The sequence below is a fragment of the Bacteroidota bacterium genome (genome assembly GCA_035506275.1).
Lineage (GTDB): Bacteria > Bacteroidota > Ignavibacteria > UBA10030 > UBA8401 > JAGVPT01.
This window is the reverse complement of the sequence record DATJPT010000001.1, coordinates 77,455-99,721: the sequence shown is the minus strand read 5'-3', so window position 1 is coordinate 99,721 and position 22,267 is coordinate 77,455. Positions and strand designations below refer to the sequence as shown.

Here is a 22,267-nt window from a genome sequence, read left to right as displayed (position 1 = left end):
CCGCGGTCTTGACAGGATAAAAGAACGCTTTTGAACCGGTGTGAATTGAAGACACTTTTTCCGCTCTAGTGATTTGCGGTCCGCCGGAATGTCATGCCCGTAGACGTTTTTACCCTCGGAATATTGTAATGATAACGAGAATCAATACAGGAAAGGCGCTGCGACCAATTGCGGGAAAGCGGGGGCAATAGGATTTTCATGGCTTTGTCCGTTGGTGAATGCTGGTCGGGCGCAACTGCTTCATTTAATCATCATCAGTTTCCTTGTTTGAACCATCCCGCCGGCAGCGAGCCTGCAGAAATACACTCCACAGGACAGCTTTGATGCGTCAAATGTCACCTGATATGTTCCGGCTTGTTTCTGTCCATTTGCCAGGGTTGCTACTTCTTTGCCAAGAATATCATAGACCCTTAAGTTCACGAGCCCGCTTCGCGCAACCTGGTAGCTGATCGTCGTGGACGGATTGAACGGGTTCGGATAATTTTGATAAAGCGCAAACTGCGCAGGGATGTGGGAAGAATGCTCATTCACAGAAGTAGCAATAGTGGAAACGGGAATCCGCCATACGCCTCCTTGTGTACCGGCAAAGAGATATTTTTTGTTTGCAGCTATGGCGCTTATGCCGGTATTTCCCAAGCCAGTGCCGTCAACCAGAGTCCAGAGCTGCCCGAAATCGGAGGTCACGTAAACTGTTCCATCAATGGCGCCGGCATGAAGAAAGAGTAGCTTGTCTGTCGACGCAAAAAAAATCCATTCCAGATTAGCCCCCCATACCGGAAGTCCGTTGCTACGCGCCAGCCATGTTGTGTCTTTTCCGCTGTACATAAAGATACCGTCCGATCCCCCCGCGAAGACTGAGGTATCAAATAGAGTCAAGGCGCTCGCAACGAGGAAATGGGTCTCAAGCCCGATATATTTCCATGTTGAATCTCCGAAGCGCATCGCGTACGCTCCCCCAAGATAGTCCTGTGTAGAAAAAAGACCGGAAGGCGCGGACACTATTCCAATGACAGGTGCTACCACGTCCGAGATGGTGCTGAGCCCATTGTTGTCTGAAATCCATGTGGCGCCGAAATCCGTGCTCCGATAAACTCCTGATTGGTTGGCCGCATACAGAACGGTGTCAACGGTTGCAAACTGATTGATAGCTCCTCCGCCCCACGCAAAACCGTTATTTGCAGTCACCCAGGTGCTCCCGCTGTCTGAGGAGCGGCAAATGCCGTCGTTCGTGCCGGCAAAAATATATTTCCCGGCAGAGGTGAGCGAGAGGATTGTATCGGCCGGAATTTGGCCGGCGGTGTTGACCCATGTCTCACCGCCATCGGTTGAGCGATACAGGGAATGAAAGTAGCCCCCCACAAACAGCGTGCTGTCCGACATCACAAGAAACGATGAAACCTGAATGTTTTGCATCTGTGGAATCGCATACCATTGTGCAGCAGTACTGTTCGTGGTCATAACAAATGCAGGTATCAAGAATACTCCGAAAATAAATAATGTTCTCATTTCATCCTCCAAAAGTCATTCTTCGCCATACTTTGGATCATGCCGTCGCCCGAGGGGCCGGTTGTTTGGACCCATTGTGCGTACAAATTGCTTGCGAGAGCCAATTGACAGATCGAAATGATCGAGAATCGGAAAAAGTTTTTCATCTAACACACCTCGGCAGGGAAGGAGTTACTGAATAGAGTATCTGCAGGGATCGATCATCTGTTGAAGATCACAGCCGGAGTCTCGCGTGAAATGCTGCCATTTCTGAAGGTGTCGACCGGTAAAGCTCCCTCGCGGAATCTCCGATGCAGAACTACTGTCCCTCAGTTGGGAAGCCCTATTTCAAAAGAACCATCTGTTTCGTCTGTGTGTACCCTTCATAGAGGAGGCGGTAGAAATACATCCCCGAAGCTTTCGCGCGCGAATTCCAAACAGCAACATGATCCCCGGCAAGCGCATAGCCGTCGACTAAAACATCGACGACCGATCCTCGGACGTCGAAGATCTCTATCTTCACATTACCGGCCTTCGGAATGTAATACTGAATCGAGGTGGAAGGGTTGAAGGGGTTTGGAAAATTCTGGGAGATATGAAAGACATCGGGTCTGTCGGGTTTCTTAGAGGCGACAACGGTCGCACCGGAGTAGTCGTACGGTTCATTGACCATATGATACTGAGCTTCGCCGGCTTTCTGCAGATACAGCGTCCTGATCGGTGTGCGCGGAAAATCGTTCAACGGCGTCAAGGTCGCCGAACCGTCCAGCTTCCATTCGTACAAAGGAATGGCGCTTGGATCGAGATATTTTGACAGCCCGCGCTCGACGGCGATGTGGAAGAACCCGAAATTGCCCGGCTCATGACCTGCAAGATATGTCCCGATGGCGTCGACGTGCCGCGCGTTCTTTCCAAAGATCACAACGTTCGTCATGATGTCGCGGCCATAACCGTTGTTATCGGCAGGTCCCGAGACAAAGGGACCCTCTCTTCCGTACACCCCTTCGATAATGTTGATGAGCGGCTGCAACACCGAGTTATTGTCCAGGCACCGCGCCGTATGCGTCTCCATCCAGAGTCCGCCGCTCGCGGTACCTGGGAGATCCCAGCGGGGAATACCCGCCGCTACGTGCCGGTCATAATTGGATTTGATGGCTGTGAACGCATCGGGGACAACGTGAATCGGGTCCACTCCCGCCATCGCGGTTCCCCATGCAGTACAATGAGCGACATACGGACGAGCGTTCGTGCCTTGGATATTTTTCGAGCAAAGCGTCATCCCCATGGAATGAGATTTGAACTTCGCGATATTCACCAGGCAGGAACCAAGAGTATTGACCGGGGAGAGATAGGGGATCTTATTGTACCATACTCCGTTCGGAACATCGACCCACTGAAGGTCTGCGGGGGGGAGGTTCTGCACTGTATCGAAAACTTTCAGGTCGATTCCGGTTCGTACGGCAAGGTCGCTGTACCACTTTCCGTCGACACGTGAACTGTCATAATTGGCTTCGCGGATGAATAAATTTTTACCGGTAGCGCCAAGATGCGTAAGACTGTTGATCATTCCCTCGACGAAGTAAGGGTCCGTTTGTATCCCCATTGTTTGTTCGATGGGCGGAATATCCCACGCCCATGCTGTGATATTCGGCTTAATAAGGATGTCTGTCGTAATGGGGAATGCATCGGAAGGGTCGGGCGTGCTCACAAAAAGCGTTGAACCCAGTTTCTGGCCGACATCGAAGAGGGCGGACGTATCGGTTTTCTCGTCGACGTTCGTCTTCAGGATGAAAACTGCATCAGGATGGGTTTGGACAAAATCATTGAGGGCAAAAAATTCCGAGGTCGAAGGATGCCCCCAGCTTTTGTGGATATTAAGGAATACAGCGCCCCCGGCCAAAGCAGATGTCCTGATAAAATCGCGCCGCGATATCATGCAGTCTCCTCCTCCAGCAGACCGGTAGGACGGCGTGTCGAATTCCCATTGAACCATTCGGAATAATGTGACTGAGCGAGATATGCCGAAGAGGTCTGCCGACAGGCTAGGTACGGAGTTTTTGAGACAATTTCAACCATGAGGAAATGATTGCATTGCTTCATAAAAAGAATAGGATTGCTATCTGATGAAATTGTCCTCCCGAGCTGTGGGTTGTACGGGATGCTGAAAATGGTCCGTGGACGACCACAGGATTTGAATTCGACGCACCCTCGACCCTCAGCGGAACTATCTGCGAAAAAGAATACGTCAATCCAATCCCCCCGATCTTCCCTGTGAGGCCTCCGCTGAGGATCATCCCGTCAATTTCACGGTAGGGGAAAGCCATTGTCTGCAGGTCTTTTTCTCCGATCGAGAGGAACATTGTCTGCCATGTCTCCATGTGCAGATTTGGAGTAAGCTCAACAACGTTCACGCCAATTCCCATACGGAGATTCTCCAGGACGGAAAAAGTCGCGCCTGCATGTTCCTGCAGCATCCGGATATTTCCGCTGCCGTCAAATCGTCCTTGCGATAACGACGATTGCGTAATGCTGACGAACGGCCAACTCTCGGCGAAACCTGTTGCCGCTCCGCTGATCACCGACCACTTGATATCCGAAAGCAGTTCGATTGAACCCGCTGCATATCGCACGCCCGTCTGGAAAAAATCATCCTCGAACAAGAAAGAATTCAGCGCCCCGTACGACGATGCCTGGCTGTAAAAATTTCCGCTCGCTTCAACTGCTTCCATTCCGTACGAGCAAAGCGCGCTCATGTGTTGTGAAAGATCGAGGAGGACTGAGACGGCCAAACCCCGGGTATTTCCGTCGGGCGTAAAGTGAGAATCGCTGCTCCGCGTGAATTCAGAAAGGGGGGAGAGGTAGTCATAGTGGCCGTTGATGAGAAACGACATATTTCCGACCGGCGCACTAAAATCAACCTCGCCCCCTTTTTGCACGTAGTCGAGAGGAAGAATTCCGCCGATTCCCGCAATGTTGAGAGCAAGGAACTGCAGCCGGGGGAGATCCTTCACCGTCACTGTTACAAGACCGTCGGAATTCTGATACGAGAATCCCAGCTCGTAACCGGGAGCAACACTGTTCTCTTGCGTATTCTTTTGCACGCCGACGTCGCAATCGACTGCGTCGCTGAGCGGAATGACCGCACCAACTGCAGCATAGTCATTCTTTCCGTCATACGAAGCCTGATCCTTTGGATCGACGTCGAACGACCCCGACATTTTTGCGGATTGGTAATCCACATGGAGGATCGGGGACTTCGTTTCCCCCGACAACGGGACCTGCACTCTCACGCGCTCGACATTGCGCTGCAGATTTTGGTCATTGCCATCTGCACGCGTTTCGCGGTAAATGTTGTCGATCCAGGAATCGATCTGAGCAGCGGGGGCCGCCTCACCGCTGACGCGGCGGGATGATGCAACGTCATTCGATTTCAATGGAGCAAACGGATCTCCCCCGCTAATGCTCGACGCGGCAGTTCTGTCGAAAAAAAGGCCAAGAAGATCCTGCGCGTTTACTTCGGACCGAATGATAAGGAAGATCGCCGCCGCACAGGCGCGTATTTGCGAGCGCATCTGATCTTACCCGGAAATGACGATGCTCGGCATCCAGGTCGCGGCGTTGATCCCGAAAAGTTGCTTCAGCTCCGCATCGGTCATGCCGGGAAGGAAGCCGTTGAGCGTCGGGTCCGGAAAAATCCAGTTGTCGAACGACGACGCCTGCCACGTTAGCACGGCATCATACGTCCCGGAAGAGTTTGGCCTGGATGACGCCGTATACGGAGGGATCTTCGTTTTCAGGTCGGTCATTGGATTATCGAACAGGTTGACGAGGTTGAACGTCACTCCCCCTTCAGCGCGCGGACCCGAAAAGAGTGCGGTCAGGGTGTCCATCGATTGTATCGCCGATAGAAATTCACTCTGGTCCTGCGGATTGTAAACGATCAGATCCGTTTGGGTGTGGGATGGTTCGTTCATCAGGAATGTCAGACCGCTCGTTATGCTTGAAGCCATTCCCAGATAATATGCGCGGGTGTCTTTCATCCGTTGGGCGCCGTTGGACCGGAGGGCGAGAAACGGCGACGAGGGCTGCCATGCCTGAGTGACCGACGCAGCGGAGGCGGCATTGTAGTCTATATTATATGCGACGAAGAGGGAGGCATCAGCGTCAAAAAACTGAAATAGCGCGAGCAGGAGATATATTTCCGTAAGATCGATGCGGTACGTCGGTCCGTTATCGACTCCCATCATCTGGGGAGTAATAAGAAATTGGTAGCTGGAATTTTGAGTTACTTGCTTGAGCTGGAGGATCGCGTCTGCAAGGACCGGCAGGATTTTCGTTTCCGCGACGTTCTGGTAATAACTCGGGAGTTGACCCGCCTGCGATTTTGCGAGGAGAGCATGTGCGGTGAGAGACGGCTTCATCACCGATCGTATCCTGTTCAATACACTTGAAGAAATCGGGCTCGTGAATTCTTGAACTCCGCCGCTCTTCATGATCGTGAGCATGGGTTTTGCTGAAAAGCTGACCTCGCCCGATTTTTGAAGGCTTGCTATCGTCGGATCGGAAAACAGCGTCAAGACCTCGGTCAACGCCGCGCCGAAATGCGCGTCGAGATTATCCGGGTCGTCTGTCAGCGCCTCATTGTAGAGACTATTTGCCGACGACAGATCAAATGCCGCGGTGTCCAAAGGATACGTTCCGATCAAGGCGATATGAGGAATGAGTATCTGATTTGCATCGTTGACGAGCGCCGCTGCTTTCGCCGGGTCTTTTGGAGCGCTGCTCGTTACGCTGTTGGATTTGCATCCTGATAATAATGTAAAGACACATACGGCCGCCGTTATTATTGCAAAGCTGTACATTTTCATTTCAACCTCCTTTGACAAGAAAAAACTACCAGAATCCATGTCAATGCAGTTATGAATTTCCTCGCTGGTGCAGTGTCATGGATCCTTCCAACGGAATGCCCAGGACATTTGTCTGCACATTCTGCGTGGGAACTATTTTTGAGATAGCTTGTTGCCAACGCAAATGTGGCCACCAGATGAACCGGTGTTTCGCTCCCCGTCGGGGAGGTCGTTCCTCCTCCATAAAACTCAAAAACCCCCGTCTTCGCGAACGCGAATCCGAGGGTTATCCTCATTCAGTATATTCTCCCAGTTCCCCCGGGTAGGCTTCAAGCGAAAAGGTACCGCTAATCGAAGGGAGAGTCAAGAATAAAAAAAAGCGTTGCGGATCTGGAAGCGCCTGTTCTTTTGTTTCTTCACCGGCCGTGAGTTCATCTCGCGTTAACACCAGTTCGGCTCGAAATTATAATACCGCAGATGTGCTGACCGGAATGAGTTTGTCGATTAAGCTTTTCCCTCGACCAATGCGCCGATCCCCTTCTCTCTGACGCCGGCATTTATTAAGTCAATGACATCTCCCAATCTGAGGTCGAAGTGCGGATGTGATGTCGCCAGCATAGTGATCACCAGATCGTCGCCGACAGCGGCTTTCTTGAAAAAAATGACGTCATCCTTGCTTATCTTTGAAGAAGCATCGGCGATACCGGCGCTCCCCGCGGCTGATTGCGCCTGCAGGCGGGCAGAATATCCTGCGGCTGCCAAGAGGACCGCGAGGATGATTTTGTCAATCCCATCCGGGTTGCCGACGAATGTGAGAGCAGGGGAGCCATACGGGCAATGATCAAGCGTAAGAACTCTTAGGGGAGCGAAGGACTTGTCCGTTCAACGAATGATCGAGAACCCGGAAATTTATGAAAGTGGATTTTCATTGTAACCTTGCGGTTTTTTTGCCGTATGGATGGTGAAAACACGGATAGTGTGAATCTCCCTAAAACCATTATATTTTCCGCGATACTCCTCAGGTTCTCGGGCTACTTTGCCGCCGAAGCCGCCGAACTCTCAGTGAACCAAAAGAAGTTCGCGGTTGCCGCTGTCAAGATTCAGAACGACATTGACCTGACCGGCAGACTTTCGGACCCGCATTGGTCGTTGGCGCCGACCGTCGAATGCCCGTACGAAGTTCAGCCGGGGGAGAACACTCCCGCAACGCAGCGTACCTATGTGAAGATCCTCTACAACCCCCGGTTCATTTATTTCGCATTCATCTGTTCCGACAGCGCGCCGTCCGCCATCCGCGCCCACATTTCTGACAGGGATAATGTCTGGGCGGACGATTTTGTCTTCGTCGCGATCGACACGTACGAGGACAACCAGCGGGCGTACGAGTTCGTCGCAAACCCCTTCGGCATCCAGGGGGACCTGATGAGGACGGGAAACAACGAAGATGCGAGCTGGGACGCTGTCTGGTACTCGAAGGGGACCGTCAACGATACTGGATACGTCGTTGAAATTGCCGTTCCTTTCAAGAGCATTCACTTCCCGTCGGCACAGCGGCAGGACTGGACGATCGCACTCATCAGAAACTTTCCGCGAGCCAGCCGACAGCAGTTTTCCTGGACGCCGTTCGACAGGAACGACCCCTGCTCCATTTGCCAGGGGGGATCGCTTCTTGGATTGCAGGACCTTGAATCGACCGGCACGCTGGAGCTGCTTCCGTATGCCATGGGGTTCGAGGCTGGGAATTTGAACAACACCGACGACCCGACTTCGCAGTTCTCGAACGGGAAAGTGAGCGGTAGGGTCGGCGGCGGGATCAAATTCTCCCCCAACCCGAGTTTGTTTGCAGAAGCCGTCATCAACCCGGATTTCAGCCAGGTGGAATCCGATGCCACGCAGATCAGCGTGAACTCGTCGTACGCCATCTACTATCCGGAGAAGCGCCCGTTCTTCCTGGACGGCGCCGATATCTTCAATACGCAGCTGACGGATTTCTATTCGAGGATGATCAACAATCCGCTCGGCGCCGCAAAGCTCATCGAAAAATCGGACGGGCTGACGATCGCGTACCTTTCGGCGCTGGACCGGAATTCACCGTTCACGATCGCCGGGGAAGAGGGGAGCTCGTCTGTGGAAACTTCGCTGCAGTCGTACTCGAACATCCTGCGGGCGAAGTACGATTTCGGAAAGCAGTCGTTCATCGGCGCTTTAGGCACTGCGAGGAATTTTTCGGACGCGCACGGCTACACCGGCGGTGTGGACTGGAATTTGTATTTCGACCCAAACTATTCCATCCGCGGACAGATCCTCGCATCGAACACGAAAGAGGTGAACGACTCCACGATCTTCACCGACGACAGTTATTTCGGCAGCACGAAGTACACGCCGACCTTCGATGGGCAGACCTACAGCGGCACGGCATTATATACGCAATTCCGCCGTGACGCGCGCGACTACAACGTGTACCTAACGTATCAGGACATCTCGCCGACGTTTCAGGCGGAGAACGGTTTTATCACCGGCAACGACCTGCGCACACTCGACCTTCAGAACATGTATAATTTTTATCCCCTTCATTCCATCATCGATCAGGGACAGCTCTGGATGGAGAACAACCTGCAGTTCGATTACGACAACGCGCGGAAGCAGCGCTGGACAGTGGCCGGGATTTATCTCCAGTTCAAGAGCCAGACGAACATCAATCTTCTCTACGTACCCTACAACGAGGAATTGTATCACAGCGTCCGGTTCAATAAGATCAACCGGGGGGAGATCCAGATCAACTCTAACCCTTCAACGTACCTTTCTCTTTCCACCGACATCGCGCTCGGCAAGTTCATCGACCGCGATTCGGCAATGACCGGCCACGGCCACAATATATCGGTTTCCGCTACCGTTAAGCCGACGTCGCAGCTCGAACTTGATCTGTCGTATTCCCGCTCGCGCTTGTCTGACGTCGTGACGCAAGAGCTTTTCTACGACGGGTACATTGCGCGGTTCACGGGAATCTACCAATTCAGCTCCGACGTCTTCTTCCGCCTGATCGGACAATACGACGAGTTCAGCAAAGCGGTGGAGATCGACCCGCTCCTGAGCTACAAGCTGAATCCGTTCACCATTTGTTATGCCGGCTCCACGCACGACCTGAGCGATTTTGGAAGTCCGTACGGCTTCGAGCAGACTCAGCGCCAGTTTTTCATCAAGGTGCAATACCTCTGGAGGGAATGACGATCCAGAGATCGGCCGGATGAGGCTTTTTTCGATCGAATCCCCAACAAAAAAGCCCGGCGTCAACGCTCGATGCCGGGCTTTTTGCGTTCTTGTCGGAGCTACTTGATCAGTAACAGCTTCTTTGATGCCACAAAGTTTCCAGCTTGTATTCGATACAGGTATGTCCCGGATGCTAGCTTCGATGCGTCAAAAACAACTTCGTATGAGCCCGCTTCTTTGTCGCCGTTCACCAATTCCGCGACCATTTGGCCTACTATGCTGAAGACCTCGAGAACGACGTGCGAACGAGCTGCGACTGAATAACGGATCGTCGTCGCCGGGTTGAAGGGGTTCGGATAATTCTGGTCCAGCGAATACGCTGAAGGCATTTCCGGATTCTTTGGTGTGAGGGAGATAGGGTCTACGCCGTTGTACTTCAAAATTGTGCCGGCCAGGCCGACTGCCCATGCTGTCGTAGAATCGAAGGCAGCTGCGGAATTCAGCGTTGTTGAAGCACCGGAACTTTGGAAGCTCCAGTTCACTCCGCCGTTGGACGTATAAAGAATGGTTCCGTATGCCCCCACTGCCCACCCATGATTGCTGTCGCTGAACGTTACGGCGTTCAGGTCCCCATACGATATGCCGGATTGCGTCTGCCACGTGTGCCCTCCGTCTGTCGTGTTAAGCATGAGACCCGAAGCTCCGACAATCCACCCGCTGTTCGGCGAAGTGAAGAAGACAGAATTCAGAGCAAGGTTCGTTGTCCTCACCGGTCCGTACCAATGGACTCCGCCGTCCGTTGTGTGCAGGATCGTCCCCTCGTTTCCGACAGCCCATCCGTTAAGCGTATCGACGAAGTTCACGCTGACGAGCCATGAGGTAGTGCCGCTTGACTGCGAATTCCAATGTTCTCCGCCGTCGGTTGATTTGAGAATCGTCCCCTCGTTGCCTGCGCACCAGCCGACCTGAGCGTTGACAAAATCGATTGCGCCGATCCAATTATTTGTTCCGCTCGAACAGGGATGCCAGTGCGTTCCGCCGTCCGTCGTTTTGACGATGGTGCCGTTGTTCCCGCATGCCCACGCGTTTCCGTTATCCCTATAAAGGACACCCCAAAGGTCTGCCGTCGTTCCGGTTTCAACCGGATTCCAGCTCGTACCTCCGTCAGTCGTTGATAGAATTGTACCCCCGGCTCCGGCAGCTAAACCATTATGAGCGTCGGCAAAGCTCACAGAAGAAAAATTTATTACGCCTGGTAATGCCGATTGGGGGTTCCATGTGCTCCCGCCGTCAGTCGTTTTCATGAGATGCCCGCCGGGATCCGACACCCATCCGGTGGTCATGTCGATGAATGATGACAGACTGAGCCAATACGGAATTGGAATCTCCATCGATGTCCACGTACTCCCGCCGTTAGTGGTTTTCAAAACCGTCCCTCCCCTCCCAGCTGTCCAGCCTGAATTGTTCGGGAAGAGTTGCAGAATGAACAGTGCCGGAAGACTCATTTGCCCGGCAGTCCATGTGGCTCCGCCATCCGTTGTCGTGAAAGAACTGCCGAAGCTGTAGCTGGGGTCGCTTGCAACGACACAGCCGTGCATCGAATCTCCAAAAGCCATCCACCAAAGAATTAGTGTCGAGTCGACGATCTTCGTACTCCAGGTGGTTCCCCCGTTCGTTGTCCGGAGTAAAACTCCGTTGTAGCCGGAAGCCCAACCGTTTTGGATCGAAGTGAAAGAAACCGAATTGAGAGTGGAAGTGATTTGAGTCGCTTGTCTTGACCACGACGCACCTCCATTTGTCGTTCCGAGCACGACCCCGCTGTCGCAGACGATCCAACCGTAGAGAGAATCGATGAACTGCATTGCACGGCAAAGACGCTGCGTGCCGGATTGCTGCTTCAGCCAAGAAGCCCCGCCGTTCGTCGTGTTGAGAATGACTCCGCCGCGGCCGCAACTCCAGCCGCGCGATGTGTCAACGAAGAAGACGCCGGTCAATTCGTCTGCAACTCCCGAGGACTGATCGAACCAATGGACGCCTCCGTCGGTTGTCTTACGGATCAACCCATTTTGTCCGACAATCCATCCGGTCGAAGGATTAACAAATTGCATCCAGTCGAATGGGTTCGCACCAACGGAAGGTCCGGCCGGGGACCATTGGGAGTAAGCATCAAAATGAATAAGGAAAAGTAACAGGGGGAAGAATGAAAGAGTCGATTTCATGGTCATCTCCTTGGGAAAGAGAGAGGCTTCTCAACTGTGGAAGGGGATGCAGCCCCGCGAACCGGCCGAAATCTCGGGTGATGAGATGAGTGTCGTTGGGCGGGACGGTGTTGATGCTAAGGTTTCACTAACGAAACCAACCCCCTTTTTGCGTCTTGAAGAAACTCGGTTCCGAACCGTTGTTGCTGAAGGTCTTTCGCCGTAAAGATACTACGGAAAGGGTTGAATCGCAAGCGGGGGTCTGCGCATTTTCGATATTGAATGCTCTTTTTTGCCCCATGGAGTTTCTTTCAAACAACTATCCTTTTGCGCAGGCGCGGATGTTCGGAAGGATCGGTCGCGGGTCTTTTGTTCTAAATGGCATGCGATGAAAATGTTCCCCCCTGATCCCGCCAAAAAGCGGCGGGACGCCACGTTCACCGTTTGCTCCAGCGAGGTTTTTTGCGGATAGGATGAGCCGCCGCGGCGGAGTCGAAGGGCTACAGCGTGTTTGTCTTCTCAATCCCTCCATCTATTCAAAAGCCCCCGTTACAGAAGCTCCTTTTCGTTGTGCAATTTCAAAAAATCTTTGTATATTTGGGCACGAAAGAACCTGATCAGATGGAAACATCACTCAAAAAAAAGATCATCCTCGTCGGCGATAAAGTGCTGATCGCTCCGGAAAAAGACCAGGAAAAAACCTCGCATGGATTGTATCTTCCCCCGGGCGTGAAAGAGAAAGAAAAAGTCCAGAGCGGCTACATCGTCAAGGTCGGCCCAGGGTATCCCGTCGTCAACCCGAACTTTATCGATCAGGAGCCGTGGTCGACAACTCCGAAGGATCCGGTAAAATACATCCCGCTCCAGGCGGAAGAAGGGGACTATGCGATCTTTCTCCGGGACTCGGCGATCGAGATCGAGTATGAAGGAGAGCAGTACCTCATCGTTCAGCAGTCGTCGTTGTTGATGATCATCCGGCGGAGTTCGTTCTCCGAGATCGGACCATGAGCGCCGAGGACGATCCTTGCATTTTCAGTGAAGCAAACATTCATAGACAATTGCAGACAGCTCCGTTCACTCAGGGATTTTACACGCTTCGGTTCTACACCGAAAACGGGAAACCAGCCTCACATACCACCCAGACAATTTCCGAGTTCTATCTTTGTCCGTCCGGCGGAACGCTGCGCGACAGTACGTTCAACCTCGTCTTTTACGATTCACAGTTCGACACCTACAGGGGATTCAAGCCGCCGCACCTCAATGACAAAGGAAAAATTAAAAAGTAAAATGGAAAAATGAAGGGCAAAAGATTTTCCGTCCACCATGTATGATCATTTTTTATCTGCAGTGTTGATTTTTCCAATGTGACAGTTGATATTCTCAAACGAGACCTACACCATCAAGTGACAATATGGAGCCTCAGGAAATATTAGAAAGCATCAGTGGAGGGTTTTTCGCCCTCGATACGAATTTCACCTTCACGTACTGGAATCGCGCCGCCGAAGAGGGGACGGGATATTCCCGCGATGAAGTGCTGGGCAAGCATGTCTTCGAAATTTTTCCGAACGCGGAGGCGGCCGAGCTCGGCGACCGCTACCGCACCGCGATGGAGACCAAGACGTTTCAGTCGTTCGAGACGAGCTACCGGGACGATCATTTTGAAGCGTGGTACAATATCCGTATCTATCCGAATGAGAACGGTCTCTCGGTCTTTTTCCAGGATATCACCCAGCAGAAGCAGCAGGAACGCCAGCGCGAAACACAGCTGGAGATCTCGCACGTTATCAACACGAGCAACCAGCTGGACGACCTCTGCGCACAGGTGGTACATATCATCGCCGCCCGCTACGACCTCCCTTTCCACCACGTGCTGATGTATGTGTTCCGGGCCCAGGATGAGAAGCTTCTGCTTGTCGCCCCCGAGCTCCCTTCCCTTGAGTGGGAAAAGGCGCTGATGGCCCGTTCTGTGAGCGAACACTCTCCGGTCGCCAGCGTTGATGCGGTGATCACGGGGGATCCGATCATCACTTCCGACGTCTCACGCAGTTCATACTATGCCGTCGCCCCCGAGATCGTTATTGATTCCGGGCCGAAAACGGTTCTCGGCATACCGCTGAAAGTAGAGGGGGAGATCGTGGGCGTGATCGAAATGCTGATGAACTCGGAGCGTGCCGCAGTGGAGCGGGAAGAGTCGTTTCTCGTGCTTATTGCGAACGAGCTTGCCGTCGGCATCAGCCGCCGCGGCCTGATCGACGAATTGCGCGTGAAGAACGTCGACCTCGAGATTCAGCGCGCACAAACGCTCGATGCCCACGAGACATTGAAAAAGTTTCTCGCCTTCTTCAGCCACGAGCTTCGCTCGCCGTTGAATTCCATCATCGGCTTTTCAGAATTGATCCAGATCGATCTGCCGAAGCTGGATACCGCAACGGTGTCGTCGTACATCGGTTCGATCAATCAGAGCGGAAAGCATCTTCTGCAATTGATCAACGACATCCTCGACCTTTCCAAGCTCGAAGCGGGAAGGCTCGAGCTTCATTATATGAGCATCCCCATCCGCCAGTTCATCGAAGCGCTGACAAAATCCGTCCAGCCGCAGATGGAGGCAAAAAGACTCTCGTTCGATATTCAGATCTCCGACGAGCTCGACGACATCGTTGCCGATGATGTCCGGCTCAAGCAGATTCTGCTGAACCTGATCACGAACGCGATAAAGTTCAGCCACGTGGAAAGCAAAATCACGGTAAAGGTCGTGCGCGTCGACAACTCGGTCGAGTTCGGCGTGACGGATGAAGGGATCGGGATTCGCCCCGATGAACTGCCGCGGCTCTTCATGCCGTTCCAGCAGACATCGGCCGGAAAGAGAAAACAGGAAGGGACCGGCCTCGGACTTTCGATCACCAAAAAACTCGTCGAGCTTCACGGCGGAACGGTCACGGCGGTCAGCGAATGGGGAAAAGGGAGTACGTTCATCGTCCGCATGCCGATGATGATCAATTCGAAGGGAGAAGAGGGGGAAATAGCGGGGAGCATCGCCGGAATCTTGACTCCGTCGGCCGAACCGCAGCGTGTGCTGATCGTCGAGGACAAACCCCATGCGCGCCAGATCCTTCAGTCCTATCTCTCCGAAGCCGGCTACGTCATCGAAACGGCGGCGAATGGCGTCGAAGCACTCGAGAAGGCAAAGCTGTGGAAGCCGGACGTCATCACGCTCGACATTCTTCTTCCCATCAAGGATGGCTGGCAGGTGCTCCGCGAATTGAAACAGCATCCGCTCTGCAAGAACATTCCGGTGATCATCGTTTCGATGCTCGACGAACGGAATGTCGGCTTCGGCCTCGGTGCGGTCGATTATTTTGTAAAGCCGGTCCAGAAGGACGCCCTTCTCGAATCGCTCCGTAAGGTGACCTCGAGTCTGCGCCAAAAACAATCGGCGAAGATTTTGGTGATCGACGATGACCGTTCCGTGATCGACCTCGTGCAGGTAATTCTGGAAGCCGAAGGCTGCACCGTGATCAAGGCGCTCGATGGAAGAGAAGGACTCCGCCTGGCACAAGAGGAACATCCCGACCTGATCATTCTCGACCTCGTGATGCCAGAAATATCCGGATTCAACGTCGCGTACCAGCTGAAGCACAATCCGATGACGCAGACGATCCCGGTCATCGTCATGACGAGCATGGAGATCGACGATGAAACGCGAGAGCAGCTGCGCGGGTTTGTCGTCAGTTTGATGAAAAAATCGGGGTTCACCAAAAAGGATTTGCTGCAGGAGATCTCAGCGATAGAAACCAAGCGGCAGTAGGACACACATTTCCCATTTGCTACATCTCGATCCCAACGGGACGCCGGGAACGAGATGATGAGAAAAACAGCGTATTGTTTTCCCCGCCTCTATTCCGTATATTTCCATCGTGGAACCGGTCGTAGATTAATTCGTTCAGAGGTGTAGCTCCCTCCAAAAAACGGAGGGCAAGCAGTCCGCCAAAAAGACGGGGACTTCGCTATTACCAGTACCAAGAATTCATACCGGGGTGTAGCTCAGCCTGGCTAGAGCGCTTGCTTTGGGAGCAAGAAGTCGTAGGTTCGAATCCTATCACCCCGACAATCTCACTGATGTCGTCCCCCTTTGGGGGATCACCCCGACAAACTAACTACTGTCGTCCCCCTTTGGGGGATCACCCCGACAATCTCACTGATGTCGTCCCCTTCGGGGGATCACCCGGAAAACTAATCTGCGTAATCTGGAATCTGCGTCCAATCTGCGAAATCTGAGTAATCAAAATAGTTCTTGACATCATGAAACATTTATCGTAATTTTACGATAGATAACTATGGGCCTCTCAAAGACTGACGAGTTTTCGACGAAACAGAACCGGATTGCAGTCATTGCAAAAGCGCTGGCACATCCTGCGCGGGTTGCCATCGTCGAATATCTCGCCAAATCGAATCAGTGTATGTGCGGCGATATCGTCGACGTCCTCCCTCTGTCGCAGTCGACTGTTTCCCAGCATCTGCGTGAACTCAAGGACGCCCGACTCATCAAGGGAGAAGTTGAAGGGACGAGCGTTTGTTATTGTATCAATGAAGAGGGGTGGACCGAGGCCAAAGAGATGTTCAATTTATTTCTTACCAATGTCCAGAAGTGCTGCTAGCCTATTTTTTTGCCCATATTAATCGTAATTTTACGATAAAAGAAGGAGTTTATTATGCCAACTGACCAGGACCTCAAAGAGATGGTAAAGGAGAGATACGGAGTTATAGCGAATCAGTCCAAACAACGGAACCAATCATCGTGCTGCGGCAGCACCTGCGGATGTTCGGACGCCGAATATTCGGACATGGCCGAGGACTATTCCAAGCTGCCCGGATACGTTCGCGAAGCGGATTTGGGTTTAGGGTGCGGCTTGCCGACAGAATTTGCACAGATGAAACCCGGAGATGTCGTCGTTGACCTTGGCTCCGGTGCCGGCAACGACTGTTTTGTTGCCAGGTCGATCGTCGGCGAGAAGGGGAGAGTTATCGGCATTGACATGACAGAGGCCATGATCGAAAAGGCCACGGACACCGCGAAGAAACTCGGTTTTACCAACGTCGAATTCCGCCTCGGCGACATTGAAAACCTCCCGGTTGCCGACGGCACGGCGGACGTCGTGGTCAGCAATTGCGTTATGAACCTCGTCCCCGACAAAAACAAGGCGTTCGGCGAGACCTTCCGGATTCTTAGATCGGGCGGCCATTTCAGCATCGCGGATATCGTCCTTGATGGAGAACTTCCGGATAATCTAAGAAGAGAAGCAGCCCTTTACGCCGGGTGTGTCTCCGGCGCCGTCAAACGAAGCGAGTATTTGGATGTCATCAGGAACGCGGGCTTCAGGAACATCACGGTCCAGAAAGAAAGGAAGACCGAGATTCCTGATGAGATCCTGACTCAAGCGATGACGGAGCCCCAGCTGCAGGAATTCAAGCAGAATCAGATCGGCATATTCAGTATCACCGTATACGCCGATAAACCCTAACCACCACGATGGAGGCTTCATGGCGAAGGAAAAAGTCCTTTTTGTATGCATTCATAACAGCGCGCGAAGTCAGATGGCTGAGGCAATTTTGAATCACCTTGCCGGAGACCGGTTCGAGGCAGAGAGCGCCGGTCTTGAACCCGGAACGTTGAACCCTTTCGCCGTGGAGGCAATGAAAGAAATAGGAATCGACATCTCGCACAAGTCGACTCAAAGCGCATTTGACCTCTACAGGAAGGGGAAGATGTTCAAGTACGTGATCACTGTCTGCGATGAGGCGAGCGCGGAGCGTTGTCCGATTTTTCCCAGCATTGAAAAAACGATGCATTGGTCTTTTCCGGATCCTTCCCAACTGCAAGGAACGCATGACGCGAAACTCCGTGAAACGATTAAAATTCGGGATCAGATCAAGGCGCGCATCAAAAGCTGGCTGGGTGAGTTGGCGGTGGCGAGCAAGAGCTGAACCATGATGACCCAAATGGAACGGCTTTCTGTCTTTGAGCGATATCTGTCGCTGTGGGTGGTCCTGTGTATGGCTATTGGGATACTCTTCGGCGGTTTCCTTCCGCGGATCACCGAGTCGCTGCGCGCCATTGAGTTCGGAAGCGGCAGCCACATCAACGTCCCGATCGCCGTTTTGATCTGGCTGATGATCTACCCGATGATGTTGAAAGTCGATTTTACAAGCATCCGAAATGTCGGAAAGCGGCCGAAAGGCCTGATCGTTACCTTGATAGTGAATTGGTTGATAAAACCGTTTTCAATGGCGTTCCTGGGATGGCTGTTCTTCAAGATCTTCTTCCTTAATTGGATAGGCCCCGAACTGGCGGATCAGTATGTCGCCGGTGTTATCATCTTGGCCGCAGCGCCGTGCACCGCAATGGTCTTTGTTTGGTCCTATCTAACCAACGGAGATCCGGCGTACACTCTCGTGCAGGTATCGGTAAATGATCTGATCATGCTCGTGCTCTTTGCTCCGATCGTCACGTTTCTTGTCAGCGGAGCCAGCGGCTTGACTGTTCCGTTTATGGTCCTTCTCTATAGTGTGGTCATTTTTATCGTGATTCCCCTCGGCTTGGGGGCACTCAGCCGCTATGCACTCATTCGGAAGATGGGCTCTGAGTGGTTCGAAAAGAATTTCATATCGTTCTTCCATCCGGTCACGATTTTAGCGCTCCTTGTGACCCTGGTCATGATCTTTGCCTTTCAGTCTGATAACATCACCGAACGCTACTTCCATGTCGTTCTCATTGCGATACCAATTCTTATTCAGGTATACTTCAATTCATCGTTGGCTTATGGGTTGATGAAACTCTTCAACGTCCCGCACTCGATCGCGGCTCCCGGCGCTTTGATCGGGGCGAGCAATTTCTTCGAGCTTGCGGTCGCAACGGCCATCGCGCTTTACGGCCCCGGTTCGGGCGCTGCCTTGGCTACTGTCGTGGGAGTGCTTGTCGAAGTTCCTGTGATGCTCTCTGTTTGTTCTTTCTGCAATCGCACGAGGGGCTGGTTTCCGTAGTGCGTCAGCCATCGTCGATTGAAGTGTCCGTGTGCGGTCTCGTCTTGAATTCCTGGATGATGATGTTTATCTTGGATGGAAGTTCGTGAGTTGAGATCCGGCAAGATTCCGAAATCCGTGCGGTCTTGGATTTTTATCAGATCATCCGCCGCAATTCACGGCAGCCCGATTACAACTTCATACATTTCATGGTCGATATTGTTGAAGCGGCTTCGGCAGAGCAGCTCGCAATCGTTGGGGACCTTCTGGTAGAGTACGCCCGCTCCCTGAACGTGAGCCTCTGCTTTGAGAATCTTGATAAGGAAGTGGCGGGACTCCCGGGTCCGTACGCTCGCCCTTCCGGCCGACTATTGCTGGCGGCTGAAGCGGGACGCATTGCCGGTTGCGGCGCGTTGAAGCGGGTTGACGACAATGTTTGTGAGATGAAGCGGCTTTTCCTTCGTCCCGAATTTCGCGGGAAGGGAGCAGGCAAAGCGATGACGCTTCGCTTGCTTGACGAAGCACGGAGTATCGGCTACAAGGAGTTGCGATTGGATACACTTCCTTCAATGAAAGAAGCGATCGCTCTTTACCGCTCGCTCGGCTTTAAGGAAATTTCCCCCTTCCGAGACCTCCCGGCCCCCGGAACATTGTTTATGACCATATCCCTTTAAGAAATCTGTTCCATTTTACTAATTTCATCTGCGTAAACTTCTACTCTGGACAATCTTCTCGTCATCGCGATCTTCTAATTTGCGTAATCTTCTAATCTGTCCAGTCCTCCAATCTGTCCGGTCCTCCAATCTGTGCAGTCCTCCAATCTGTGCAGTCCTCTAATCTGTGCAGTCCTCTAACCTGTGCAGTCCTCTAATCTGCGCAATCTGTAATCTGCGTGCAATCTGCGCAATCAGAGTAATCAAAAGTCTGCCCCTTTTAAGCTCCCAAACCTCTTTGAGCCGGAATCGGTGAAATCCGCTCATCCCCCTTTTAAGCGCTTTTCAGCCCAAACCGCGCTCGCCGGGCTCCGCTTTCCTTGATTATCTTGCCTATTTTCACTATAATTTTTACGGTGATACAACACTCAATTCCGGCTTAGCACGTTCTCAGGCTCACCGTCAATTCAATCCCGTATCCATGAAGCAATCGGCAGTGAAGTCCAAAACCTCGTCGCGTAAAAAGGATCATGTGCTGCTTACCGTGAGCCGCGACGTTGCGTTCCGCGGCAAAACGACGGGGTTTGAGAATTGGGAATTCGTGCACAACGCCCTTCCGGAGATCGATTTCTCGGAGATCTCTACTGACACGATTTTTCTTTCGAAGCGGCTCTCCTTTCCGTTCATGATCTCCAGCATGACCGGCGGGTATGCCGATGCGAAGCGCATCAACAAAAACCTCGCCGAGGTGTGCGAGGAACATTCTGTGGCGATGGGAGTGGGTAGCCAGCGGCAGGCGCTCGAAGATTCGACCTATCATTCATCCTTCAGCATTGCCCGCGAGGCGGCGCCGACGATTCCCATCGTCGGCAATATCGGGGGGGCGGAAGTGGCAAAACTCGCCGACCCCTCGCCCGTGCAGCGTCTTGCGGATTTGATCCGCGCGGACGCGTTCGCCGTCCATCTCAATCCGCTTCAGGAATTCCTTCAGCCGGAAGGGAATCCGAGTTTCCGCGGCGTTCTGAGGGGGATCGAAAAATTGGTCCGCGGTCTTTCTATACCTGTGATCGTCAAAGAGATCGGCGCCGGTATTTCAAAGGATGTCGCCCAGCGACTCGTGAACGCCGGCGTCACGATCATCGACGTGGCAGGAGCGGGTGGGACGAGCTGGGCGGGAGTGGAAATTCTTCGCCGGAAGAACGGAGAAGCGGATGATCTTTTTTGGGATTGGGGGATCCCGACGTCGGAGGCCCTTCGGCAGGTGGCCGCCCTTAAGGGAACACCTTCGCGTTTCACCGTGATCGCGTCGGGGGGAATCACGAACGGCCTCGAAGCGGCGAAAGCGGTCGCTCTCGGCGCCGACCTTGTCGCTTCCGCACGGCCGATGCTGAAGGTCTTGATGGCGTCCGGCAAAAAAGGATTATCACGATCCCTGGAAAAATGGATCAAAGATTTTAAGGGGACAATGTTTCTCACAGGGGCGCCGACGCTGCAGCAGCTTCGCAGCGCCCCTCTCGTTCATGCATAACGTTATTCTTTCTTTCGGCTCATCATCGAAATGAGATCATTTAGTTCGCAGTATCAGCGTTACAAGGCGTCCGTCGACCGTCAGCTCCGATCGTGCATCAAGAAAAGCGAACCCCGTTCTCTCTACGAGCCGGTTCGCTATATCCTTTCGGGAGGGGGAAAGCGAATTCGCCCGCTTCTCGTTCTCCTCGCGAGCGAGGCTGTCGGAGGCACGGCGCGGCAGGCAGAGCACGCAGCCGTTGCGATAGAGATCCTTCATAATTTTACGCTCGTCCATGACGATATCATGGACAATGCTTCATCCCGGCGCGGCCGCGCAACGGTGCATACAAAATGGGACACGAATATTGCGATCCTGGTCGGCGACGAGCTGGTGGCATTGGCATACCGAGAGCTGCTGAAGACCCGTTCGCCGCGCATCGCGCGCATCGCGGATATTTTCACCGAAGGCGTTGTCGAGGTCTGCGAAGGGCAGGCCTACGACAAGGAGTATGAGACGCGGAAACATGTTTCCGTGGACGAATATCTTCTGATGATCGGCAAAAAGACGGGGAAGATGGTCTCCGTCGCATCCGAAATTGGGGCGGTGATCGGCGGCGGATCGGCGGATGAAATTCGCGCGCTGAGATCGTACGGCGCTTCGATCGGCAGAGCGTTCCAGATCCAGGACGATCTTCTGGATATCATGGCCGATGAAAAGGAATTCGGCAAGCCGATCGGCGGCGATATCGTGGAAGGGAAAAAAACGTTCCTCCTGATCGAGGCGTTCGCCCGTTCGCGCGGAGCCGACAAACGGCTGCTGCGGAGCGTCATCAACCGCGGGGGAACGTCGCGCAAAAATATCCCCGCCGTCCGGGAGATCTATGAGCGCTGCGGCGTGATCCAGATGGCAAAGCAGACCATCGCCAAAAATATCGACGGAGCGAATAAACAGCTCTCGCTCCTGGCGAAAAGCAACGCCCGCGACATGCTCTATTGGTTCTCGCACATGCTGTTGAACAGAAACTTTTGAGGTGCCCATTTTTCTCTTGAGTCATTCCGGCCGCCATATCATGCGCTTCCCCTTATGATTGAGAGGGACATCGTGATCAAGAATAGGGCGGGTTTGCATACGCGCCCGGCGGCCTCGCTTGTGAAGCTTGCAGCGAAGTTCAAGGCGGAATTTTTTATCATCAAAGACGGCTCCGAAATAAACGGGAAAAGCATCATCGGAGTCATGACGCTGGCCGCGGAGCAGGGGTCGACGCTGACCCTGAGATTTGACGGCGAAGACGAAGCGGAGGCGTGCGCGGCGATTGTTGGATTGTTTGAACGAGGATTCGACGAGCCATAA

Annotated in this window: 18 protein-coding genes and 1 tRNA gene; 13 read left to right on the top strand and 6 right to left on the bottom strand. The window is 53.1% G+C overall.

The features are described from left to right. Positions 1–240 precede the first annotated feature (240 nt). The 5 genes from VMF88_00435 to VMF88_00415 all read right to left on the bottom strand — a co-directional run bounded on the left by VMF88_00435 (position 241) and on the right by VMF88_00415 (position 7,094). Positions 241–1,506 carry a T9SS type A sorting domain-containing protein gene (locus VMF88_00435; protein ID HTY09510.1) on the bottom strand — a complete coding sequence of 422 codons (1,266 nt, stop codon included), beginning with the start codon at positions 1,504–1,506 and terminating at the stop codon, positions 241–243. A 322-nt stretch (positions 1,507–1,828) separates the two neighbouring features. Beyond that, entirely contained in the window at positions 1,829–3,421 is a 1,593-nt protein-coding gene (locus tag VMF88_00430) for a DUF362 domain-containing protein (protein ID HTY09509.1), read from the bottom strand. Between the two features lie 160 nt (positions 3,422–3,581). Next, entirely contained in the window at positions 3,582–5,057 is a 1,476-nt protein-coding gene (locus VMF88_00425; GenBank protein ID HTY09508.1) for a hypothetical protein, read from the bottom strand. 6 nt (positions 5,058–5,063) lie between these two features. Further along, entirely contained in the window at positions 5,064–6,353 is a 1,290-nt protein-coding gene (locus VMF88_00420) for a hypothetical protein (GenBank protein HTY09507.1), read from the bottom strand. 483 nt (positions 6,354–6,836) lie between these two features. Next, positions 6,837–7,094, bottom strand: a complete 258-nt coding sequence (locus tag VMF88_00415; GenBank protein HTY09506.1) for a hypothetical protein — start codon at positions 7,092–7,094, stop codon at positions 6,837–6,839. A gap of 216 nt (positions 7,095–7,310) precedes the next feature. On the opposite strand from VMF88_00415, the gene VMF88_00410 reads away from it, so the two are divergent. Beyond that, positions 7,311–9,557: a sugar-binding protein gene (locus tag VMF88_00410; protein ID HTY09505.1), complete on the top strand. Its 2,247-nt coding sequence runs from the start codon at positions 7,311–7,313 to the stop codon at positions 9,555–9,557. A gap of 101 nt (positions 9,558–9,658) precedes the next feature. Here VMF88_00410 and VMF88_00405 read toward each other — a convergent pair whose 3' ends face one another. Then, a complete protein-coding gene (locus VMF88_00405; protein HTY09504.1) occupies positions 9,659–11,758 on the bottom strand; it encodes a YCF48-related protein in 2,100 nt (699 codons plus the stop codon). Positions 11,759–12,358: 600 nt separating this feature from the next. Between VMF88_00405 and VMF88_00400 the strand changes: the two genes are divergently transcribed. The 12 genes from VMF88_00400 to VMF88_00345 all read left to right on the top strand — a co-directional run bounded on the left by VMF88_00400 (position 12,359) and on the right by VMF88_00345 (position 22,267). Beyond that, positions 12,359–12,745 (top strand): co-chaperone GroES family protein, encoded by a 387-nt coding sequence (locus VMF88_00400; GenBank protein HTY09503.1) that lies wholly within the window; start codon positions 12,359–12,361, stop codon positions 12,743–12,745. A gap of 50 nt (positions 12,746–12,795) precedes the next feature. Next, positions 12,796–13,023: a hypothetical protein gene (locus tag VMF88_00395; protein HTY09502.1), complete on the top strand. Its 228-nt coding sequence runs from the start codon at positions 12,796–12,798 to the stop codon at positions 13,021–13,023. Positions 13,024–13,148: 125 nt separating this feature from the next. Further along, positions 13,149–15,542, top strand: a complete 2,394-nt coding sequence (locus VMF88_00390; protein ID HTY09501.1) for a response regulator — start codon at positions 13,149–13,151, stop codon at positions 15,540–15,542. A 225-nt stretch (positions 15,543–15,767) separates the two neighbouring features. Continuing rightward, positions 15,768–15,842 (top strand) — tRNA-Pro (locus VMF88_00385). A gap of 229 nt (positions 15,843–16,071) precedes the next feature. After that, positions 16,072–16,392, top strand: a complete 321-nt coding sequence (locus tag VMF88_00380; protein HTY09500.1) for a metalloregulator ArsR/SmtB family transcription factor — start codon at positions 16,072–16,074, stop codon at positions 16,390–16,392. Between the two features lie 54 nt (positions 16,393–16,446). Continuing rightward, a complete protein-coding gene (locus VMF88_00375; protein ID HTY09499.1) occupies positions 16,447–17,256 on the top strand; it encodes an arsenite methyltransferase in 810 nt (269 codons plus the stop codon). A gap of 19 nt (positions 17,257–17,275) precedes the next feature. Then, the gene (locus VMF88_00370) at positions 17,276–17,719 is read left to right on the top strand and encodes an arsenate reductase ArsC (protein HTY09498.1); all 444 of its coding nucleotides are present in this window, start codon (positions 17,276–17,278) and stop codon (positions 17,717–17,719) included. 3 nt (positions 17,720–17,722) lie between these two features. Next, positions 17,723–18,775, top strand: coding sequence for an ACR3 family arsenite efflux transporter (gene arsB, locus VMF88_00365; protein ID HTY09497.1), 1,053 nt, complete (start codon positions 17,723–17,725; stop codon positions 18,773–18,775). A 125-nt stretch (positions 18,776–18,900) separates the two neighbouring features. Next, positions 18,901–19,428, top strand: a complete 528-nt coding sequence (locus tag VMF88_00360; protein HTY09496.1) for a GNAT family N-acetyltransferase — start codon at positions 18,901–18,903, stop codon at positions 19,426–19,428. Between the two features lie 475 nt (positions 19,429–19,903). Beyond that, positions 19,904–20,935, top strand: a complete 1,032-nt coding sequence (gene fni, locus VMF88_00355) for a type 2 isopentenyl-diphosphate Delta-isomerase (GenBank protein HTY09495.1) — start codon at positions 19,904–19,906, stop codon at positions 20,933–20,935. Positions 20,936–20,965: 30 nt separating this feature from the next. Beyond that, positions 20,966–21,946 carry a polyprenyl synthetase family protein gene (locus tag VMF88_00350; GenBank protein ID HTY09494.1) on the top strand — a complete coding sequence of 327 codons (981 nt, stop codon included), beginning with the start codon at positions 20,966–20,968 and terminating at the stop codon, positions 21,944–21,946. Between the two features lie 54 nt (positions 21,947–22,000). Further along, a complete protein-coding gene (locus VMF88_00345; protein HTY09493.1) occupies positions 22,001–22,267 on the top strand; it encodes an HPr family phosphocarrier protein in 267 nt (88 codons plus the stop codon).